21 protein-coding genes are annotated in these 20385 nt (G+C 46.0%); 5 read left to right on the top strand and 16 right to left on the bottom strand.

The window, feature by feature from the left end; translation table 11 throughout:
• Positions 1 to 83: 83 nt before the first annotated feature.
• Positions 84 to 1868 carry a type IV pilus assembly ATPase TfpB gene (tfpB, locus tag ACSSU7_RS06365; protein WP_492515737.1) on the bottom strand — a complete coding sequence of 595 codons (1785 nt, stop codon included), beginning with the start codon at positions 1866 to 1868 and terminating at the stop codon, positions 84 to 86.
• A 164-nt stretch (positions 1869 to 2032) separates the two neighbouring features.
• Positions 2033 to 2914 carry a carboxylating nicotinate-nucleotide diphosphorylase gene (gene nadC, locus ACSSU7_RS06360; RefSeq protein WP_492515736.1) on the bottom strand — a complete coding sequence of 294 codons (882 nt, stop codon included), beginning with the start codon at positions 2912 to 2914 and terminating at the stop codon, positions 2033 to 2035.
• Positions 2915 to 3001: 87 nt separating this feature from the next.
• Here nadC and ACSSU7_RS06355 point away from each other — a divergent pair, with 87 nt between their 5' ends.
• Positions 3002 to 3616, top strand: coding sequence for a glutathione S-transferase family protein (locus ACSSU7_RS06355; RefSeq protein WP_492515735.1), 615 nt, complete (start codon positions 3002 to 3004; stop codon positions 3614 to 3616).
• Between the two features lie 58 nt (positions 3617 to 3674).
• On the opposite strand, the gene ACSSU7_RS06350 is transcribed toward ACSSU7_RS06355, so the two are convergent.
• The 4 genes from ACSSU7_RS06350 to ACSSU7_RS06335 all read right to left on the bottom strand — a co-directional run bounded on the left by ACSSU7_RS06350 (position 3675) and on the right by ACSSU7_RS06335 (position 6332).
• On the bottom strand, positions 3675 to 4004 hold the full coding sequence (locus ACSSU7_RS06350) for a hypothetical protein (RefSeq protein ID WP_492515734.1): 330 nt from the start codon (positions 4002 to 4004) through the stop codon (positions 3675 to 3677).
• Between the two features lie 15 nt (positions 4005 to 4019).
• Positions 4020 to 5129, bottom strand: coding sequence for a tRNA 2-thiouridine(34) synthase MnmA (mnmA, locus tag ACSSU7_RS06345; protein ID WP_492515733.1), 1110 nt, complete (start codon positions 5127 to 5129; stop codon positions 4020 to 4022).
• Between the two features lie 25 nt (positions 5130 to 5154).
• Positions 5155 to 5598: an NUDIX hydrolase gene (locus tag ACSSU7_RS06340; protein ID WP_492515732.1), complete on the bottom strand. Its 444-nt coding sequence runs from the start codon at positions 5596 to 5598 to the stop codon at positions 5155 to 5157.
• 101 nt (positions 5599 to 5699) lie between these two features.
• Positions 5700 to 6332 carry a MarC family protein gene (locus ACSSU7_RS06335; RefSeq protein ID WP_492515731.1) on the bottom strand — a complete coding sequence of 211 codons (633 nt, stop codon included), beginning with the start codon at positions 6330 to 6332 and terminating at the stop codon, positions 5700 to 5702.
• A 74-nt stretch (positions 6333 to 6406) separates the two neighbouring features.
• On the opposite strand from ACSSU7_RS06335, the gene ACSSU7_RS06330 reads away from it, so the two are divergent.
• Together ACSSU7_RS06330 and rng are read left to right on the top strand one after the other, a co-directional pair.
• Complete coding sequence (locus ACSSU7_RS06330) at positions 6407 to 7009, top strand: Maf family protein (RefSeq protein WP_492515730.1); 603 nt, start codon at positions 6407 to 6409, stop codon at positions 7007 to 7009.
• A gap of 27 nt (positions 7010 to 7036) precedes the next feature.
• The gene (gene rng / locus ACSSU7_RS06325; RefSeq protein ID WP_492515729.1) at positions 7037 to 8482 is read left to right on the top strand and encodes a ribonuclease G; all 1446 of its coding nucleotides are present in this window, start codon (positions 7037 to 7039) and stop codon (positions 8480 to 8482) included.
• 120 nt (positions 8483 to 8602) lie between these two features.
• Here rng and ACSSU7_RS06320 read toward each other — a convergent pair whose 3' ends face one another.
• The 4 genes from ACSSU7_RS06320 to ACSSU7_RS06305 all read right to left on the bottom strand — a co-directional run bounded on the left by ACSSU7_RS06320 (position 8603) and on the right by ACSSU7_RS06305 (position 12915).
• Positions 8603 to 10693 carry a dynamin family protein gene (locus ACSSU7_RS06320; RefSeq protein WP_492515728.1) on the bottom strand — a complete coding sequence of 697 codons (2091 nt, stop codon included), beginning with the start codon at positions 10691 to 10693 and terminating at the stop codon, positions 8603 to 8605.
• Positions 10694 to 10707: 14 nt separating this feature from the next.
• Positions 10708 to 11283 (bottom strand): YggT family protein, encoded by a 576-nt coding sequence (locus ACSSU7_RS06315; protein WP_492515727.1) that lies wholly within the window; start codon positions 11281 to 11283, stop codon positions 10708 to 10710.
• 16 nt (positions 11284 to 11299) lie between these two features.
• The gene (proC, locus tag ACSSU7_RS06310) at positions 11300 to 12106 is read right to left on the bottom strand and encodes a pyrroline-5-carboxylate reductase (protein WP_492515726.1); all 807 of its coding nucleotides are present in this window, start codon (positions 12104 to 12106) and stop codon (positions 11300 to 11302) included.
• Positions 12107 to 12219: 113 nt separating this feature from the next.
• Positions 12220 to 12915, bottom strand: a complete 696-nt coding sequence (locus tag ACSSU7_RS06305; RefSeq protein ID WP_492515725.1) for a YggS family pyridoxal phosphate-dependent enzyme — start codon at positions 12913 to 12915, stop codon at positions 12220 to 12222.
• A gap of 73 nt (positions 12916 to 12988) precedes the next feature.
• Between ACSSU7_RS06305 and ACSSU7_RS06300 the strand changes: the two genes are divergently transcribed.
• Both ACSSU7_RS06300 and ACSSU7_RS06295 read left to right on the top strand, forming a co-directional pair.
• Positions 12989 to 14032, top strand: coding sequence for a type IV pilus twitching motility protein PilT (locus ACSSU7_RS06300; RefSeq protein WP_492515724.1), 1044 nt, complete (start codon positions 12989 to 12991; stop codon positions 14030 to 14032).
• 70 nt (positions 14033 to 14102) lie between these two features.
• Positions 14103 to 15239: a PilT/PilU family type 4a pilus ATPase gene (locus ACSSU7_RS06295; protein ID WP_492517768.1), complete on the top strand. Its 1137-nt coding sequence runs from the start codon at positions 14103 to 14105 to the stop codon at positions 15237 to 15239.
• Positions 15240 to 15317: 78 nt separating this feature from the next.
• Here the strand turns inward: ACSSU7_RS06295 and ACSSU7_RS06290 are convergent, their stop codons facing one another.
• The 6 genes from ACSSU7_RS06290 to ribBA form a co-directional block, all read right to left on the bottom strand.
• On the bottom strand, positions 15318 to 16592 hold the full coding sequence (locus ACSSU7_RS06290) for a dihydroorotase (protein ID WP_492515723.1): 1275 nt from the start codon (positions 16590 to 16592) through the stop codon (positions 15318 to 15320).
• Positions 16589 to 17551: an aspartate carbamoyltransferase catalytic subunit gene (locus ACSSU7_RS06285; RefSeq protein ID WP_135276105.1), complete on the bottom strand. Its 963-nt coding sequence runs from the start codon at positions 17549 to 17551 to the stop codon at positions 16589 to 16591. Before ACSSU7_RS06285 ends, ACSSU7_RS06290 begins: the two co-directional genes overlap by 4 nt.
• Positions 17552 to 17555: 4 nt before the next feature.
• Positions 17556 to 18113 carry a bifunctional pyr operon transcriptional regulator/uracil phosphoribosyltransferase PyrR gene (gene pyrR / locus ACSSU7_RS06280; RefSeq protein ID WP_492515722.1) on the bottom strand — a complete coding sequence of 186 codons (558 nt, stop codon included), beginning with the start codon at positions 18111 to 18113 and terminating at the stop codon, positions 17556 to 17558.
• Between the two features lie 83 nt (positions 18114 to 18196).
• Positions 18197 to 18661: a Holliday junction resolvase RuvX gene (gene ruvX, locus ACSSU7_RS06275; RefSeq protein WP_492515721.1), complete on the bottom strand. Its 465-nt coding sequence runs from the start codon at positions 18659 to 18661 to the stop codon at positions 18197 to 18199.
• Between the two features lie 17 nt (positions 18662 to 18678).
• A complete protein-coding gene (locus ACSSU7_RS06270) occupies positions 18679 to 19260 on the bottom strand; it encodes a YqgE/AlgH family protein (RefSeq protein ID WP_492515720.1) in 582 nt (193 codons plus the stop codon).
• Between the two features lie 10 nt (positions 19261 to 19270).
• On the bottom strand, positions 19271 to 20365 hold the full coding sequence (gene ribBA, locus ACSSU7_RS06265; RefSeq protein ID WP_492515719.1) for a bifunctional 3,4-dihydroxy-2-butanone-4-phosphate synthase/GTP cyclohydrolase II: 1095 nt from the start codon (positions 20363 to 20365) through the stop codon (positions 19271 to 19273).
• Positions 20366 to 20385 lie beyond the last annotated feature (20 nt).

The following is a 20385-nucleotide window of genomic DNA, read 5'->3' as shown; positions in this document are numbered from 1 at the left end:
TATTTAGTTGACTAATTTAACTAAACCCATTGAGTTTTAGCTAGTGCGCAATGCATATAAAAACCATAATAAAAACAAGGCTTTTACTCAAGGTCGAGTGGTGGGGCGACCTTTAACAATTCTTCAATGGTAGTGAGTCCTGCGGCTACTTTCTCAGCGCCGTTAATCACTAGTGGTTGCATGCCTTCTTGCTGTGCCATTTTTGTGAGTTTAGCTAAGTTAGTTTCTGGTGTGATTAGCTTTCTTAGCGGTGGTGTAATCGTGAGCATTTCATAAATGCCGCTACGTCCTCTAAAGCCAGTATTGCGACACTCTAAACAGCCAACCGGCTTATAAATATGTGTGGGTTTAGCTAGCTTGAATGGGCCTACTAGTGCATCCCATTTACTTTGCTCAATCGGTTCTGGTGTTTTGCAGCTAGGGCACAGCGTTCTGACTAATCGCTGCGCCATAATGCCAAGCACTGTGGAATGGATAAGATAGGAAGGCACGCCTAAATCTAGCAAGCGCGTGATTGCAGAGGGTGAGTCATTAGTGTGTAAGGTCGATAGGACTAAGTGGCCAGTTAAGGCAGCTTGAATCGCCATGTCCGCGGTTTCAAGGTCTCGAATCTCACCCACCATGATAATGTCAGGGTCTTGGCGCATAAGTGTACGTATGCCATCTGCAAAGCCTAAGCCAATATTGCTTTGCACCTGCATTTGATTAAAAGCTGGTTCCACCATCTCGATTGGTTCTTCAACCGTACATACGTTGACCTCTGATGTGGCAAGCAGTTTTAAAGTAGAGTAAAGCGTGGTTGTTTTGCCAGAGCCGGTAGGGCCCGTTACCAAAATAATGCCGTTTGGCGCTTTGGTCCATGCGTTCCATTTGTCTGACTGTGCTTGAGAAAAGCCCAGTGACAGGAAGTCTTTACCTGAAATATCCGGTGAGAAAATACGCATCACCAACTTTTCACCAAATGCAGTGGGCATGGTGGAGAGGCGTAGCTCAATTTCTTGCCCCTCAGCCGATAAGGTTTTGATACGGCCATCTTGCGGGCGGCGTTTTTCCACCATATCCATACGCCCCAGCAGTTTAATTCTGCTGGTGATTGCGTTCATGATATTGGGCGGTAGCTGGTAAACCTGGTGTAGTACCCCATCGATTCTAAAACGCATCATGCCCATGTTACGCCTTGGTTCCAAGTGAATGTCACTGGCGCGTTGCTCAAATGCATATTTAAATAGCCAATCAACGATGTTCACTACGTGCTGCTCATTGGCGTCTAGATTTTTATCTTTGCCGAGTTCGACTAGTTGCTCAAAATTCTGTACCCCAACAATCTGACCTGCTTTTGCCTGATTGGCTGCCTGCATTGAATTCGCAAGCTTGTACATTTCGGGCAGGTAGCGGCTCACCTCCAGCGGGTTGGCAAACACCAGCTTTACCTTCATTTTGAGTACGCGTTCCAGATCCTCAATCCACTCGGTGCTGAAAGGCTCGGTGGTGGCGATAACTGCCATGCCGTCTTTTACGGCAATCGGCATTATTTTTAAACGTTCTGCATAGCCCTTGGAAACAATCTGTGCGGCTGAGCCAAAATCCATCTTAAGTGGATCTATATGGTAATAATCTAGGCCAGCGTGACCCGCAAGCCATGAGGACAGCCACTCTACCGTGATGGCGTTGTGAGGTGACTTGAAGTTCTTCCATTTCTGCTCACCGATGACCACCAGTGGGTGCAGGTTAGAGCTATCCAGTTTGCGGTCTTTATATAGTTTTTCCGCCTGCATTTTATCTAGCATACCGTCATTGACTAGTATGCGGAGCGTATCTCCAAGCGTGAGGCGGCCTGTGTGCTTAATTGATATTGCAGCTTTGCTCATTTTTTGCCTTTTAAACTAGATGTTATCTATGTAAATTAAATACACTGGATAAAACTATTTTGTATCACCGTTTAATATCTTAGTATGGACTTATTTTTCTGCTAATGGTGCTTAATTTAATATCTATAACGTCAAGCATGGTAAGTAATCACTGCCGTTTATGCTTAAGCATTGGCTGTGAATTGCATAGAAAGATCAATCGCGCGAATGTCTTTAGTGATGGCGCCAATCGAGATTCGGTCAACACCAGTTTGTGCAATCTCACGAACATTGTCCAGCGTAATGCCACCTGATGCTTCCAGCACGGCGCTAGGGTTAGCTGTGCTGTTGATTTTAACGGCTTTAAGCAGCAGGTCGGTGTCAAAATTATCTAGCAGAATACTTGTAGCACCTGCGTCTAGCGCCTCTTGCAATTGGTCTAGACTTTCTACTTCAATCTGTATGCTTTTGCCGCTATTGAGTGCAAAGGCTTGTTGCATCACGCTGCTGATGCTACCGGCTGCTGCAATGTGGTTTTCTTTAATGAGGATGCCATCGTATAGCGCTAGGCGCTGGTTGTGGCCGCCGCCGATAGTGACCGCATACTTTTGCGCCAAGCGCAGGTTGGGTATGGTCTTGCGTGTGTCCAGAATCTGCGCGGTAGTGCCGGCAATTGCGTCTACATATTGACGGGCAGCTGTTGCGGTGGAGGAGAGCGTTTGTAGAAAGTTAAGTGCACAGCGCTCTGCGGTTAATAAAGAGCGCGCTAAGCCTTGTATGGTACATAGTATCTGATTTGGCTGAACCTGCTCGCCCTCTGTGACTAGCCAGTTGATTGTTACGTTAGCATCAACCTGCTTAAAACATTCATTAACCCAAGCAATGCCGCAGATAATCGCATGTTCACGTACAATCACTTTTGCATTGGCTGTTTGTGCGGATGGTATTAAGTGTGCGGTCAGGTCGCCGCTACCAATATCTTCATCTAGCGCATTTTTTACTTGAGTTTGCACCATGATGTTGAAATTGCTTGACTCTTTTGGGTGCTGTTGATTAATTTGTGTCATAAGTTATCGTAAGAGTGTGCTGTGATTGAATTATAATGTTAACCAAGAATTTACAAACATCAACACTATAAAGATTAGTAAAATATTATGAAGCTTTTATATACCGTAAATAGTCCTTATGCACGTAAAGTGCGTATTGTTGCCGCAGAGAAACATATTGATGTTCAGTTGCAAGAGGTGGTGTTGTCAGCGCCAGATTGCCCTGTGAAAGACTATAACCCTCTAGGTAAAGTACCGGTGTTGATTTTAGGTGATGGCGACAGTTTGTACGACTCACGCGTGATTGCTGAGTATTTTGATAACCGTACACCATTAGCGCATTTGATTCCTAAAGACAACGGTGCCAAATCTGCAGTGCGTAGATGGGAGGCATTGGCTGACGGTGTGTGCGATGCTGCGGTTGCGGTGATGTTAGAGCAAAGAAAACCACAGCCAATGCAGGATCCTGCATTTATTGATAAACAGATGGATAAAGTAACACGCGGTTTAACTGTGCTCAATAATGACTTAGGACAAAATAAATGGTGTGTAGATGACACCTTTAGTTTGGCAGATATTGCGGTAGGCTGTACCTTGGGCTACCTTGGCTTGCGCTTTAGCCAAGTAATTAATTTGGCTGAAGACTATGCCAATCTGGATCGCTTGCAGGCCAGCCTGCTACAGCGCCAGTCATTTAAAGATACTTTGCCTGTAGCCAATTAATACTGGTCAATAGTGATTGGGTGATAAGCAGCGCTGTATACGGGGCTTGCTCATATGGCTAAAAAAGCTCGCTATTTTCGTCCAGAATTCCAGATAGTTGCGATTTGTGACGCATAGACTGTCTTTGATTCAGGCGTTTTTGTGCTTGCTCAGGCAAGTCTGTAAAACGAATAATATTACGTTCTACCAGTAGTGAAATTAAATCCTCCAGCACACGCGCTAAGTGAATATCACTTTCACGGAAAGCGTCAGCTTCTGCCAGTGAGTGCTCCAAAAAGTTGATATAGGCCTTATCCGTGGCGTCTATGTGTACCCAATCATCACTCGGCTGCTCAGAAGCGCTGGCTGCGATGATTTGACCTTGGGGGTTTTTCAGTACATACGCCATGTTGATATCCCTTTGTTAAAGTGCGCCCGTAATAATACCACCGCCTAAGCAGACGTTACTTTCGTAAACCACCGCAGATTGGCCTGGGGTGATTGCCCATTGTTTTTGCCCAAATTTAATTTCTACCTCATCGGCGCTAATGCTATCAATTTCGCATGGTGCATCAGGCTGGCGGTAGCGAGTTTTTGCTGCATAAACCCAATTCGTGATTGGGTTCTCTTCACTAATCCAGTGTAGTTGCCCCGCTTTAAGGCCATCGTTAAGCAGTAAGGGATGTTCATGCCCCTGTACCACAATGAGTTCGTTCTTTTCCATATCTTTGGCTGCCACAAACCATGGCTCGCCATTGCTTTCTCGGCTGCCACCGATTTTCAGGCCCTGACGTTGCCCTAGCGTGTAATACATTAAGCCTTCGTGGCGGCCGACTAACTTACCTTCTGGCGTTTTCATGTCGCCTGGTTCACGCGGTAAATATTTACTTAAGAACTCTTGAAATGGGCGCTCACCAATAAAGCAAATACCTGTAGAGTCTTTTTTCTCTGCGTTAATTAGCCCAGCATTGCGTGCAATCTCACGGACTTCACGTTTTAAGTGTTGGCCAAGCGGAAATAAGGTTTTAGATAGCTGCGCTTGGTTAAGGCGGTATAGGAAGTAGCTTTGGTCTTTACTGCCATCATCTGCCTTCATTAGCTGGAATAGGCCAGGTTTTAATGGGTTCTCGCGGACTTGCGCATAGTGACCGGTGGCGATTAAATCTGCCCCCATGCCCATGGCGTGGTCAAGGAAAGCCTTGAATTTAATTTCAGCATTACACAGGATATCTGGGTTAGGCGTGCGTCCGGCTTGATACTCACTTAGGAAGTTAGCAAAAACGCGGTCTTTGTATTCTTTACTAAAATTCACCGCTTCGATATCAATGCCGATTTTGTCTGCGACTGAGACCGCATCGATTAAATCTTGCTTACTTGAGCAGTATTCGTCGGTGTCGTCATCTTCCCAGTTTTTCATGAAAAGACCGGTCACTTCGTAGCCTTGTTGTTTGAGTAACAATGCGGTTACTGAGGAGTCCACGCCACCAGACAGGCCGACCACGATTTTCTTTTTTTGAGCTTTATTTAAATTCATGATTCAAATTCGATAGGTATTTGAGTTATAAGTGCGTAATCACTGATAGTGGGAAATGCTGCCCACTCAGGTAGTCTTCAATACAAGTAATGACTTGTGGGCTGCGCATCAACATGGCGTTGCTGCGTATTTCATCTGCAGTCATCCACACTGTGCGAATAATGCCATCATCCAGACCAAGTTCTGGCTGGTGCTGGCTCACATGGCCAATATAGGCAAACCTTAAATAGGTTGTGTCATTGTGCTCATGTTTCCAATGGTAGATGCCAAGCAGGCTGGTTGGCTCAAATGTATATGCGGTTTCTTCCAGCGTTTCGCGTATGACCGCTTCTAGCAGGCTTTCGCCATCTTCAAGGTGGCCGGCTGGTTGATTAAAGCGGTTACCGCGGTCGGTAGTTTCTTCTACCAGAAGGAACTTGCCATTTTCTTCAATAATTGCCGCGACTGTGGCGTGTGGCTTCCATTGCATAATGTAGTCTTAAGTTAATTTAACGTTATTTTACTCTGAAGCATGCTATTTACTGAAATATCTCTTTACGCATGCGCGGTTATTTGAGGTGTGCACAGATATCAAGCCAGCGTAGGGAACAGCCCGCTCAAACCATGTGCAATAAACTCCACCGCCATTGCCGCTAGAATCAAGCCCATTAGCCTAGTGACGACATTAATGCCGATGATGCCGAGCTGGTTTGAGATGCGCACCGACAGTTTGAGTGCCAGCCAGATAGTGATGCAAACCAATGATATCGGGATGATGAGTGAAAAGTGGCTGAGCAGACTGGTATTTTTCTGGGCCGCAATAATCATGTTGCTAATAGCTCCAGGCCCTGCCAGTAAAGGAATACTTAATGGCACGATGGCAATTACCTCACGCTCGGCAAGTGTTTGTGCTTCTTCTGGTGTTTGGCTGGCCCCGCTTTGCTTGCCGTGCATCATGGAGATGGCAATCAGCATGAGTAGAACGCCACCACCTACCTGAAATGACGGAATGGATACACCGAAAAAGTCTAAGATTTTATCGCCCATCAAGGATGATACCGTTAATATGATAAACACAGAAAAGGCTACGGTTCTTGCGGTGTGTGCTCGTTCTGCGCTGCTCCAGCCGCTGGTGGCACTAATGAAAATAGGGACGCTACCAATCGGGTTTACAATGGCAAACAAGCCTAGGCTGATTTTAAATAAACTTGGCCAATCCATCATATTTATTTCCGTTTCATTCAATCTTAAGTGATTAACGCGTTGTTAATTCTTAGATAGTAAATTAAAGTGCCTATATGTGGAAAAATAATCATAACAACTCAACCATTATTCTTGCATCCCGTAGTCCTCGCCGTGTGGAGCTGTTAAAGCAGATAGGGCTGGATTGCAAAATCTACCCGGCAGACATTGATGAATCTCAGTTGCTTTACGAGTCACCCGTGCAATATGTGAAAAGGCTTGCCCTGGAAAAAGCGGCTACTTGTACTGCGCAGTTGGCAGCAGAATATCTGGATTACCCGATTTTAGCGGCGGACACCACGGTGGCACTGTCGAGCCTAGTGTTAGGTAAGCCAGTGGATGACGATGATGCGCGTGAGATGCTCACCAAGCTATCAGCTGGCACGCATCAGGTCCACACCGCTGTGGCACTGAATTTTAATGGTGAGGTTGAAGTGTTGCTGAGCTCGACCAATGTAGAAATGATGCCATTGTCAGCGGAACAAATTGAGAAATATATTGCCACAGGAGATCATCGAGACAAGGCCGGCAGCTATGGTATACAAGGTGTAGCGGGCGCTTGGATCAAACGAATTGAGGGAAGCTATACCGGCGTGATGGGGCTGCCGATATTTGAGACTGCAGCTTTGTTAAGAAAACATCGCATTATTACGATTTAAACGATTGATGAATGAATTGGGCATAAATTGAGCGAAGAAGTACTAATTAATGTAACGCCGCAAGAAACACGCATTGCCATGATGGAAAATGGCGTGGTGCAAGAGTTGCAAATTGAACGTAGCTCATCACTAGGTTTGGTCGGCAACATCTATAGAGGCGTGGTGTGCCGGGTGTTGCCTGGTATGCAGTCGGCCTTTGTGGAAATCGGCTTGCAGCGTGCAGCTTTCCTGCATGCGGGCGATGTTTTAGCGTGTGGTGATGCCGAGCGGCCAATACAGGAAGTGTTGCACGAAGGACAATCTGTGATGGTGCAAGTGATTAAAGAGCCGATTGGCACTAAAGGCGCACGATTGACTACGCAAATTAGTATTGCAGGCCGATTCTTGGTCTACTTGCCGCAGCAAGAGCATATCGGGGTTTCGCAACGGATTGAGGTTGAGGCTGAACGCGAGTCTTTAAAGGCGCGTTTGCTAGGCTTGTTGCCTGAAGGGCGAGTGGGCGGCTACATTATACGTACCATGTCTGAGGCAGCTACCGATGAAGAGTTATTGGCGGATATCGATTATTTAAATAAAACTTGGAAGCATATTAAGGATAAAAGCATTACCGTACCTGAACGTACATTGATTTTCCAAGACCTGAATTTACCGATGCGCGTGTTGCGTGACGTACTGTGTGCGGATACAGAAATGGTGCGTGTAGATTCCAGTGAAACTTACCAACGCTTGGTGGATTTTTCTAATTTATATGCAATTGCCGCCTTGGATAAGTTGGTGCATTACCAAGGTGAGCGGCCACTGTTCGATTTATATAGTATCGAGCAGGAAATTGAAAAGGCCATGTCGCGTAAAGTGGAGTTAAAGTCTGGCGGGTATCTGATTTTTGACCAGACCGAGGCTTTGACCACGGTTGACGTTAACACCGGCAGTTTTGTGAGTGGAAAGAATCTGTCCGACACCATCTTTAAAACCAACCTCGAAGCAGCGCAATCAATCGCGCGTCAATTGCGCTTACGCAATTTGGGCGGCATCATCATTATTGATTTTATTGATATGGATGAAGACGTGCAGCGTGCAGCCGTATTGGATGAACTGCAAAAGGCTGTGGCACGCGATCGGGCGCGTACTGGTATTAATGGCTTTACACCGCTAGGTTTGGTAGAGATGACGCGTAAAAGAACGCGCGAAAGCTTGGCGCATATTCTTTGTGAGCCTTGCTCTACTTGTAAGGGTAGGGGCGAGTTAAAAACCGCGCAAACCGTCTGTTATGAAATTTTACGTGAGTTGCTGCGCGAGGCACGCCAGTTTAGCGCACGTGAGTTACGTGTACTGGCTGCTCCTAAAGTGATAGAAATGTTACTGGACGAGGAGTCGCAGAGTTTAGCAAATCTCTCGGACTTTATCGCTAAGCCGATTTCCCTGCAGGTTGAAACCAGTTACGCACAAGAGTCGTTTGATATCATTTTGATGTAGTGTTTGACGCCTAGGCTGAGCATGGTGAACCCAGACTCAGGCCTGTATCAACCAATGCAGTTTAGTCTTTATCATACTGAAGCTGCATTGGCTTTGCTGTAGATTTAATTTGGGGTTAGATTAAATAAAGGGTGCGTCATACTTAATGCTGGGTTTGCTCTCACGCTCGCCTGCGCCATTCGTTGCAGCGATGTTTAAGTGTAGTAACGTACCGGTATCGCCTGTTGAATGCTCTTGGTGACTGTCCGTATTAAATTGAACACTGCGCATGAGTTTGAGCAATGTAGCATCCAACTGGTTAGATTGTTCTTGATATTTGGCAAGGTCTTTTTCAGTGGCGGCTATATTTTTAACCACTTGGTCAGCATTGTTGTGTGCTTGCATCAGTGATTCTGCGCGTTGGTCTAACGCAATTTTGTGAGTGCTGATTTGGTTCTTTAACTCACCAATCACTAAGTTAAGCCAATGCGTGCAGTCCAAGTGAGCCTGTTCAAAAATGGCTTGGATTTGCACACCCAACCCTAAAAAGAACTTACGAATCAAAAAGTTCTTTTCTGTGAGTAGGTTAACTGGGCTAGAGCAAAACTCTTCCGTTACCTTCTCCAAGGCTTGCATATGTTGAATAAACTGCCCCATGTTGAGTGCGACTGCTTCAGTTTTTTCAAAGCCATGTTTACTCCAAAACAGCTGATATAAATCATCAGCGTGTTTTTTAATGGTATGGCCTTCGATATTAATTTCTTCAGCAAGGTTAATCGCAAGCCTGGTGATTTCACGAATGTTGCGATTAAGTCCCACGGTGGTCCAACTGTCGCCCATGTCTTGCTTGGTTTGTGCGAGCGTGGTATCTAAATAACCTAAGCTTAGGTGACGCAATAGTTTGCCACTTAATCTTTTGATTTTTTCACTACCTTGGTTAAAGGTAAGGATTGAAGCTTCATAGCGTTTGCGCTCGGCTACTACCTTGGCAAGAATTTCTTTAGAAGCATCGTGGCTTTTATGTTGTAGCTCACGCAGTTCAGATAACTGGCTTTTAATGCTGCTCACGCGGATTTGCGCAAGCTTGCGCGACGCGCGAATCATATTCGAACATTCGGTGACGACTGCACGGCCTAGAATTTCATGTTTGGATTGCACCATTTGCTCGGCAAGTGAGTCTTCTAGGTGATTAATGCCGCTACGTTTAAGTAACGCTTCGTCTTTCCTGATTTTTGCGACCAATGCCTTTTGTGCGGAGATGGCAAAAATGTTTTGTGAATCTAGCCCCAGTTCGTGTGCTGTATTTCTTATTTGCTTTTGGATCAGAAGATCAACTTCAGCATCAGATTCTAGCCCGTCCCAAAGAATATCAATTTTATTTAATACAACCAGCTTATGTGCTGCGCGTTTTTGTACGTAGCTGTTCCAAATCTGCATATCTGATTTGGTAATGCCGGTATCTGTGGCAGTTAAAAATAGAATGGCCTGCGCATTAGGCAGAATACTTAGTGTGAGCTCAGGCTCAGCACCCATGGTATTGAGGCCTGGCGTATCTAATACTACTAAGCCATTTTTTAGGAGCGGATGTGGGTAGTTAATCAGGGCGTGACGCCAAACCGGAATCTCAACTTTCCCGCTTTCGGCTAGCTGCCTTTGCATGCTGGAGTCATCTTCATTCCAGAAACCTAGCTTTTTTGCGGTTTCAATATCGACTTCTCGTTTTTGTACCAAGGCACGTAAGGTGAGCTTCATTGCGTCGGCAGAGTTAATATCCAGTCTTATTTTGTGCCAGACGTCAGGCGTGGTTTTCAGGTAGCTGAGTGTGTCGTCAGATTGCCTGGTTTCAATGGGCAACAATTTGATGCAAGGCTCTTCTTTATCACTCCAGAAAATCTCGGTAGGACACATGGTCGTGCGTCCCGGCTCACTCGGTAGCAGCCTTTGGTTAAAGTCTGAGAAGAAGAGTGCGTTAATGGTCTCGGTTTTTCCGCGTGAGAACTCGGCCAAGAGTGCTAATACTAACTGATCTTTTTTTAAGATTTCTTTAATATCATACAGTCTTAATTCTTGTATGGCATTTAGCGCCTCAGCATGACCAGTCCAATCGATATATTCGTCAATCGTAGCAATAAGATTCGCTCGCCATTGGCTGTACTCTGTAATTTTCGAAGTTAAGGTCGAAATGGCAGCCGTTGCCGGATGCGGTGCAGAATTAGATATCGATATACTCATGGTGTTATCTTAACTTACAACGTAGATAGTAAGTTGTTTTCTAATGGAATTAGTATAGTAGTTAGCAATAACTGTGCCGTAATGATAAAGGCCAATGGACTCAGGTCAAAGTTACCCGCTGGCGGGATGTATTTTCTGAAGATACGCAAGACCGGATAAGTCAGACTATTTAAAACTGGTGCAATGGGTGTGTGCGGGTTAACCCAGCTTAAGATGGCTTGAATTAAAACCGCGTAGAGGAAAATAGACAGACTAATGCTGACGATACCAATCAGTGCTACGCTGAAAATAACGACCCAAACCGTACTTCCCGCAATCAGAATAGGAAAACCTTTTAGCCATAAAGTACATACACTGAGAATGAATTGTGTGAGGTAAGCTAGTAGTAGCGTAGATAGGTCTATTTTGCCAATGCTAGGTAAAACGCGGCGTAAAGGCTTTACTGCAAAATTAGTCACAGTGACGATTAGCTGCGCAAGTTGGTTTTGAAATGGCGCTTTGGTCAGCTGAAAATAAAAGCGTAATAAGAATGCAAAGCTCAGTATGCTGAGCACTGCTTGCAGTAAAAATAAAATGGCGTTATTGAGCATAGTGTTTACTAGGTAATTATTGACCTAGCAGGTCTCCTAAGGTCACAGATTTATCGGCAGCAGCTTTGGCCGCTTGTGCAATGATGTGTTTAATATCCGCAGACTCCAAGCTCAGGATGCCTTGCTCCGTTGTGCCGCCTTTAGAGGTAACTTGGGCACGCAGGGTTTTAACGTCAGTGTTGCTTTGCGTCGCTAATAAACTGGCACCGGCAAAGGTTTGCAGTGCAAGCATGTTAGCCTCTTCATCTTTTAAGCCTAATGCTACGCCTGCAGCTTGCAATGCCTCTATAAAATAGAACACATAAGCCGGGCCGCTGCCTGATATCGCAGTGACCGCGTCCATTTTTGCTTCATCATCTAGCCATAAGGTTTTACCCACCGCGGTAAGAATGGTGGTTGCTTGCTCACGCTGCGTTTGTGTTACTTGCGGCATAGCATAAAGTGCGGAAACGCCTGCCTGAATTTGTGCCGGCGTATTTGGCATGACGCGCACAATCCCTTGGTAGTGATTAAGCCAAGTGGACATGTCTTTGCTTCTGACCCCCGCGGCAATCGAAACGACAAGTTGCGATGTCAGTCTAGTGTTTAATTGCTGGCAAACTTCCTTAAGTTGCTGCGGTTTAACTGCTAGTACAATCACATCAGTGTTGCGAAAATCAGCATAAGTGTCGGTAACTTGAACATTAAGGTCTTGTGCTAATTCCGTTCTTTTTTGCGCATCAGGCTCTAGCACAGTAATATCTGACATATTAAAACCGTTTTGTTTCAAGCCGCCAATAATTGCGCGCGCCATATTGCCGCCGCCAATAAAGTTAATCTTCATTTATGCCCTTAAATTTTAGTAATTTATTTGTTTAAGTATTTAATTTACTTTGATATTTATTCATGCTGCTGCCACTGCATGGCAGTGTAAGCTAAATCTGGTAGTCATTGGTATTACGCTGCCTTTAACGGCGCTCTGGCACCAAACAACGCCGAGCCGATGCGCACAATAGTAGCGCCCTGGACGATGGCAGTTTGATAGTCATTTGACATGCCAATGGACAGCGTGTCTAGTGCAAAGCCTTTACGGATAAGCGCATCATAGCATTCTCTTACTTGTTTAAATTGCGTAATCTGCTGTGCTTGGTCTGTGGTTGGCGCCGGAATTGCCATCAGGCCGCGTAGTTTAAGGTTAGGTAGTGCATTAATTGCTGCTGCTAGTGCTTCCAGTTGTTCTGGTAATACACCACTTTTGGTGTCTTCATTACTGACATTCACTTGTATGCAGACCTGTAATGGCAGTGGCATAGATGACCTTGCCTCGTTCAAGCGCTGGGCGATTTTTAGGCGGTCTATACTGTGTACCCAGTTAAAGTTTTGTGCAATCACTTGGGTCTTATTGCTTTGTATTGGCCCAATAAAGTGCCATTCTATAGCTAGGTCAGTGAGCTGTTTTTGTTTTTCTAGCGCTTCTTGGCTATAGTTCTCACCAAAAATAGTTTGTCCTGCTGCATAAGCATCGCGAATCGCAGCCGCTGGCTGTGCTTTACTCACTGCGAGTAATTGCACCTGTTGATGGCTTGGGCTGGTGGCTGCTGCTGATTGAATAGTTGCTAGAATATCTTGCAAGCGATTGCTAATTGTGGTCATAATTCACTAAGCCTAGAAGTTCGAGCATGTAATAGTTGAAAATTAACCATAGGAATTATATCAGGAGCAGGTTGTGGATATTTCGGATTTACTCGCATTTTCAGTTAAAAATAAAGCCTCAGATTTGCACTTGTCTGCAGGCCTGCCTCCAATGATCCGTGTACACGGCGATATCAGAAAAATCAATGTACCTGCGATGGATCACAGTGAAGTGCATGATATGGTGTATGACATCATGAACGATGGTCAGCGCAAGGTGTATGAAGAAACGCTGGAGTGTGACTTTTCATTCGAGATTCCTAACTTAGCGCGTTTCCGCGTTAACGCCTTTAACCATAACCGTGGCTCTGGTGCAGTATTCCGTACCATTCCTTCAAAAATATTAACGCTGGAGCAGTTAAGTTGCCCTGCTATTTTTAAGGATATTGCAGATACCCCTCGCGGCATCTGTTTGGTGACCGGGCCTACCGGTTCTGGCAAGTCCACTACGCTTGCGGCGATGATTGATTATATCAACGACAAAGAGTTTGGGCATATCCTGACGGTGGAAGACCCGATTGAGTTTGTGCACCAATCTAAAAAATGTTTAATTAACCAGCGTGAGGTTGGGCCGCATACACTTTCATTTAATAATGCGTTACGCTCAGCCTTGCGGGAAGACCCTGACGTAATTTTGGTGGGTGAGCTACGTGACTTAGAGACCATCCGTTTAGCGCTCACCGCGGCAGAAACGGGACATATGGTGTTTGGTACCTTGCATACCAGTTCTGCAGCAAAGACAGTAGACCGTATTATTGACGTGTTCCCTGCAGCAGAAAAAGAAATGGTGCGCTCAATGCTGTCTGAGTCCTTACGTGCCGTGATTTCTCAAACGTTGTTAAAAACTAAAGATGAACAGGGACGTGTTGCTGCGCATGAGATTATGATTGGGACGCCGGCGATTCGTAACTTGATTCGTGAAAATAAAATTCCGCAAATGTACTCAGCGATTCAAACTGGGCAAAATGTCGGCATGCAAACACTGGATCAAAACTTACAGGATTTAGTAAAACGTGGTGTGGTTTCAGCGAGTGAAGCACGCGCTAAAGCAGCAAACAAAGATGCGATATTAGGCTAGATAACACGACAGTGTCTAGAGTAATGCATTCATATTAGGTTGAGTAAAGGGAGTCATCGTGCAAGGGCAAATGGAAAAAGGGCAAGCTGAGAAGTTTGTGTTCGACTTATTACGGTTGATGTTGGCTAAAAATGCTTCTGATTTGTTCATTACCGTTGGGTTTCCGCCTGCAATCAAGGTGGATGGTAAAGTAACGCCGCTGAGCAGCCAGGTATTGTCAGCATTGCAGGCGCGTGAGATTTCACGCGCGATTATGAACGATAAGCAAACTGCTGAATTTGATGCTACCAATGAATGTAACTTTGCCATCGGCATTCCTAGTGTGGCGCGTTTCCGTGTAAATGCTTTTGTACAACGTGGCTCTGTAGGGCTGGTGTTTAGAACGATTACCACCAAAATTCCTGAAATTGATGAGTTAGGCTTGCCGCCAGTCTTAAAAGATGTGGCGATGACGAAACGTGGCTTGGTTATTTTTGTAGGGGGCACCGGCTCCGGTAAGTCCACCTCACTTGCGGCAATGGTGGGTTATCGTAATCAAAATAGCTATGGGCATATTATTACCATTGAAGACCCGATTGAGTTCGTGCATGAGCATAAGAACTGTATTGTTACCCAGCGCGAAGTGGGCGTTGATACGGATAATTGGCACATCGCCTTGAAAAACACCTTACGTCAGGCGCCGGATGTAATTTTGATTGGTGAGATTCGCGATCGTGAGACCATGGATTATGCGATTGCCTTTGCAGAAACCGGCCACCTCTGTATGGCTACGTTGCATGCCAATAGCACCAATCAGGCACTAGACCGTATTATTAACTTCTTCCCGGAAGAGCGCCGCCACCAGTTGCTGATGGATTTATCGTTAAATGTGCGTGCGTTTGTGTCACAGCGCTTGATTCCTAAAAAAGAAGGCAAGGGTAGAACTGCTGCGATGGAAGTGATGCTGAACTCACCATTGATTTCAGATTTGATCTTTAAAGGTGAAGTGCATGAGATTAAAGAGATTATTGCTAAGTCGCGCGAGTTAGGTATGCAAACCTTTGACCAATCATTATTTGATTTGTATGAAGCTGATGCGATTACTTACGAAGATGCCTTGCGCAATGCTGATTCAGTTAACGACCTGCGCCTAAAAATTAAACTAGAAGGCAAAGGCGCGCACAGTAAAGACTTATCAGCGGGGTTGGATGCATTAGGCATTGTGTAAGTCAGCTGAACAAAAAAGGCGCTGTGATCAGCGCCTTTTTTTATTGCAAGTTAACTGCCATACGGCTTGGCTGTTGCGCTAATCGTGGTACACCACTTGCCCATTAACCAATGTGAACTTAACTTTGCCTGCAAGCTCCAGGCCGGTGAACGGCGTGTTTTTGCCTTGGCTTTTCAGTGTTTTTGGGCTGACTTTCCAGTACTCGTTGGCGTCAAAGATACACAAGTCCGCATTGCTGTTTGGGCTTAAGTCCCCAGCGGCAACCCCTAAAATATTGGCCGATGCTTTGGTGATGCGTTCAATAGCGTGTGGCAAGCTTACTTTCTCTTGCGCAGCCCATTTGAGTGTTAATGGTAGCAGCAACTCTAGGCCGGTTGCGCCAATCTCAGCTTCGGCGAATGGCGCCAACTTCGCATCGTCGTCCACTGGGGTGTGGTCTGAGCAGATAGCATCAATGGTGCCATCTTTTAAGCCTGCACTTAGCTCCGCTTTGTCTCGCTGCGTGCGTAGTGGTGGTTTTAAGTGGCAGTTAGCATCAAAGTAGGCAATGTCGTGCTCAGTCAGCAGTAGGTGATTGGCGCTTACGTCACAGCTTACTTTCAAACCTTGTGCTTTAGCTGAGCGTATCATGGCAACGCCTTCAGCAGTGGATAGACGGCTAATATGTACCCTTGCGCCAGTTTCTTGCGCAATGCGTAATATGCTCGCTAGCGCCAGTGCTTCTGCAGCGCTAGGGATGCCTTTGAGCCCCATTCTGGTGGCCACTTCGCCATCATGCGCTACGCCCTTTGCGGCTAAAAATGGCTCTTCAGCATGTAAAAATAGCGTGAAGCCAAACGTCGCTGCATACTCCATGGCACGCCATAGTACTTGGGTGTCAGTGACGGCAATATTAGCTTGAGAGAAGCCGACGCAACCTGCCGTGTGCAGTTCATTCATTTCTGAGAGCGCAGTACCTTTTAATTGTCTAGTCATCGCGCCGAGTGGATATACATGCGCAAGGCCTTGCTGTTTAGCGCGATGCTTGAGCATTTCTACCAAACCAGGTTCGTCCAGCACTGGGTCTGTGTCAGGTGGGCAGGCTAGGCTAGTCACACCGCCTGCGACTGCGGCTTGCAGCTCACTTGCCAATCTGGCTTTGTACTCGTCTCCGGGTTCGCGCAGTCTAGCGGATAGGTCTACTAATCCAGGGCACACTGTCAGGTTGGTTGCATCAATGGTTTTGGTGGCAACAAATCCATCTGGCATGGCACCGATACTGACAATTTTGCCAGCAGCAATAAATACATCTAGTTTGTCGTTAATGTTGTTTTTTGGGTCAATCACCTGACCATTTTTAATATGAATTTTCATAGTGCTGCTCCTGTACCGCCACCAAGAATCGCCATTACCGCCATACGTATGGCAATGCCGTAGGTGACTTGCGGCAATATGACTGACTGTTTGCCATCGGCAACGGTAGAGTCAATCTCTACCCCACGGTTCATTGGGCCAGGGTGCATCACAATGGCATCGGGTTTGGCAAGTGCCAACCGTTCAGGGGTAAGTCCGTAGGTTTTAAAATACTCTTCTGAGCTAGGTAACATGGCACCGTTCATGCGCTCATTTTGCAAGCGCAGCATCATGATGACATCAACGTCTTTTAGGCCTTCATCCATATCATGATATACGTGCACGCCAAGCTTCTCCACTTGAGCCGGCAGTAGTGTTTTTGGTGCAATAACACGTACTTCCGGTACTCCTAGTGTAGTGAGGGCGTGAATCTCAGAGCGGGCTACGCGTGAATGTAAAACATCACCAACGATGGCCACTCTTAAGTTGTGCAGCTCGGGTTTGTATTTACGAATGGTAAATACGTCTAACAAGCCTTGTGTAGGGTGAGAGTGGCGCCCGTCGCCTGCATTAATCACATGGATATGTGGCGGCACGTGTTTGGCAATTAAGTGTGCAGCGCCTGATTGTGCGTGGCGCACCACAAACATATCCGCATGCATGGCAATTAAATTGTCCACGGTGTCTAAAATGGTTTCACCTTTTGATTGCGATGATGTGCTTACATTCAGGCTGATGACATCGGCAGAGAGGCGTTTTGCCGCAATTTCAAAGGTGGTGCGGGTGCGGGTGCTGTTTTCAAAGAACAGGTTACATACGGTTTTGCCGCGTAGTAATGGTACTTTTTTAACTTCACGTTCAGCAACGCCCACAAACGACTCTGCGGTATCTAAAATTTGATTCAGTATCTTTTTGGGTAAGCCTTCAATCGAAAGCAGGTGGCGCAGTTGACCGTCAGTATCAAGTTGAGGGTTATTCATGCTGTTATGGTCTCGCACTATTGTGTTGAGGAGTAAGTTCTAAGGCTAAGTTACCATCAGCTAGCTGGGTTAACTGTAGGTGTTGTGATGCGGCTAATAATAGGTCTGCCGCAACAATTTGCGGGGCGATTGGTAGCTCGCGGCCGCCACGGTTAATCAGTGCGATTAGCGTGATGCTGGCAGGTCTGCCGTAGTCAAATAGTTCATTCATTGCTGCACGCGTGGTGCGGCCGGTATAGAACACATCATCAATTAAAATGATATGTTTGCCCTCTACGTCAAATGCTATCTGGCTCGGACGGTTTTCTGCTTTCAGGCCGCGCTGTGCGTAGTCGTCTCTGTAAAAAGAAACGTCTAGCGTGCCATGCTCAATTTGATGTGATTTAATTTTGTCTGCCAACAGCACTAGTATTCGCTGCATCAGCCACACACCGCCGCTATGAATGCCGACTAAAGCGGTATTAGCTTTAAGTAACGGTTTGAGTTTGTCCGCAAGTATGAGAAGTAAAGCTTCTGCATCAGGCAGTTGGCTATGGTCGAGGGTGTGGTTGGCATCAGTCATGTTGTTATTTTACTGAATATTCCTAGTTACTTGTCATTCTTAATGGAGTGCACACTAAATTGAGTTTAGGTGCAAACGTAATCTTATTTAGGCGCCTGATCAAAATAGCTTTGTAATATGGTTTGTGCTGCTACTTGGTCTAGCATTTCTTTTTGTGCGCGGCCTCTTATGCCCGCTTCATTTAGTAGCTGACTTGCTTCTGCCGAGCTATAGCGCTCATCGATGAGTGCCACAGGCAGGTTAAACCTACCATTCAGGCGCCGTGCAAATTTTTTGCATAACTGCGTCACTGCATGCTCGGTACCGTCTAAACTTAAAGGTAAGCCCACCACTAACAGCCGCGGTTGCCATTCGCTGACAAGTTTGGTGATGATTTGGAAACGAATCTCGTTACTTTCATTATCAATCGTCATGAGCGGGGTGGCACTGGCGAGCAAGTGCTCACCAACGGCAATGCCGATGCGTCTTTCCCCAAAATCAAAGGCAAGTACAGTGCCAGATTGCACGTGTGCTTGGTTGTAAACCTTTTCGTTATCGATTATTTGCATAGATAATGTAATTGCTGTCAGGCATGCCCTGCAACGTCTGACAGCATGGCAGGGTCAAATCCCAATAGTTTCATGGCAGCATTGAATTGCTCTTCATGCGGTGTTTCAAATAAAATTTTATTGAGGGTGTTAATGTCTTTTGCCTGCACGGAGAGCCAGCTGTTTTGTACGATTTCCTGCTCTAGCTGGTTAGGTGTCCATCCAGCGTAACCTAAAGAAAATAGTAGTTTTTTGGGCCCGGTGCCCACCGCTACTGCTTCCAAAATATCTTTAGAGGTAGTGAGTGATGTTTGATCATTAATCGTAATTGAGCTATCCCAGTCACCGCAAGGTTCATGCAATACAAACCCGCGCTCAGGTTGCACTGGGCCACCGAACAAGACAGGATTACTTGCAATAGCTGTATCTTCTAGTTTGATATTGATCTTATCAAACAGGGTTTCGTAGGTCATATCAGTCGGGCGGTTAATCACAATGCCCATGGCGCCTTCTTCACTATGGGTGCAAATAAAGGTGACGGACTTAGCAAAGTAAGGGTCAGCTAGGTTGGGCATAGCGATAAGAAAGTGGCCAGTAAGGTTGATGTTATCTAAAGACATAAGATTAAGCCTATTTCGTTGCTTCTAAATAGCCGGTTACTTCTAAGCCAAAGCCTGCCATGCTAGGCATTTTTCGCGGGTTAGCCATTAGTTTCATTTTGCGAACATTACAGTCCAGCAATATTTGTGAGCCGATACCGTAGGTGCGTAGTTCTTGATTGACGCGAATCGGTTCATCCGCACCTTTGATGCGGTCCACAATGGTTTCATTAGACTCTTGATGATGTAGCAGTATCATGACGCCAGCTTCTGCATTGGCAATCGTTTTCATCGCTTCTAGTGTGTTCCAGCTATGCGTGCAGCTAGAGCTATCCAATAAATCAAAAATAGACAAAGGCTCGTGTACGCGTACCAACACTTCTTGCTCTGGGCTTGGCGTGCCTTTAATTAACACTAGGTGTGTTTCTTTGGCGATTTTATCTTGGTACGCAATCAGCTTCATTTCACCGTAAGGGGTCTGCACCATACGCTCTGCAGAACGCTCAATCAGGCTTTCAGTCTCAGCGCGATAGTGGATTAAGTCTGCAATCGTGCCAATTTTAAGCTTGTGTTCCGCAGCAAATGTCATTAAGTCAGGCAAGCGCGCCATGCTGCCATCATCTTTTAAAATCTCACAGATGACGCTTGCCGGCTCTAGGCCTGCAAGGTGTGCTAAGTCGCAGCCGGCTTCGGTATGGCCAGCTCGCACCAATACGCCACCATCCATAGCACTAAGCGGGAAAATATGGCCTGGGCTTACAATGTCTTGCGGTTTAGCTGCCTTCGCTACGGCTGCTTGTATCGTTCTGGCGCGGTCAGCAGCAGAAATGCCGGTGGTGACACCTTCAGCCGCTTCAATAGATACGGTAAAGTTGGTGCCCATGCGTGCGCCGTTTTTTTGTACCATTTTGCTCAAATTGAGCTGATGGCAGCGTGACTCTGTGAGTGTTAGGCAAATCAGGCCACGCCCATACTTTGCCATAAAGTTGACATGTTCGGCCGTTGCAAATTGTGCTGCAAGCACTAAGTCGCCTTCATTTTCACGGTGTTCGTCATCGACCAGCACCACCATGCGGCCCTGTCTGATTTCTTCGATAATTTCTTTGGCTGGGCTTATGTTGTTCATAAGTGTTTCTGTGTGATTCA

The organism is Methylotenera sp. E1MeOHC1 (assembly GCF_058745595.1).
The sequence above is the reverse complement of the archived record's forward strand: the minus strand, read 5'-3'. Positions and strand labels throughout refer to the sequence as shown.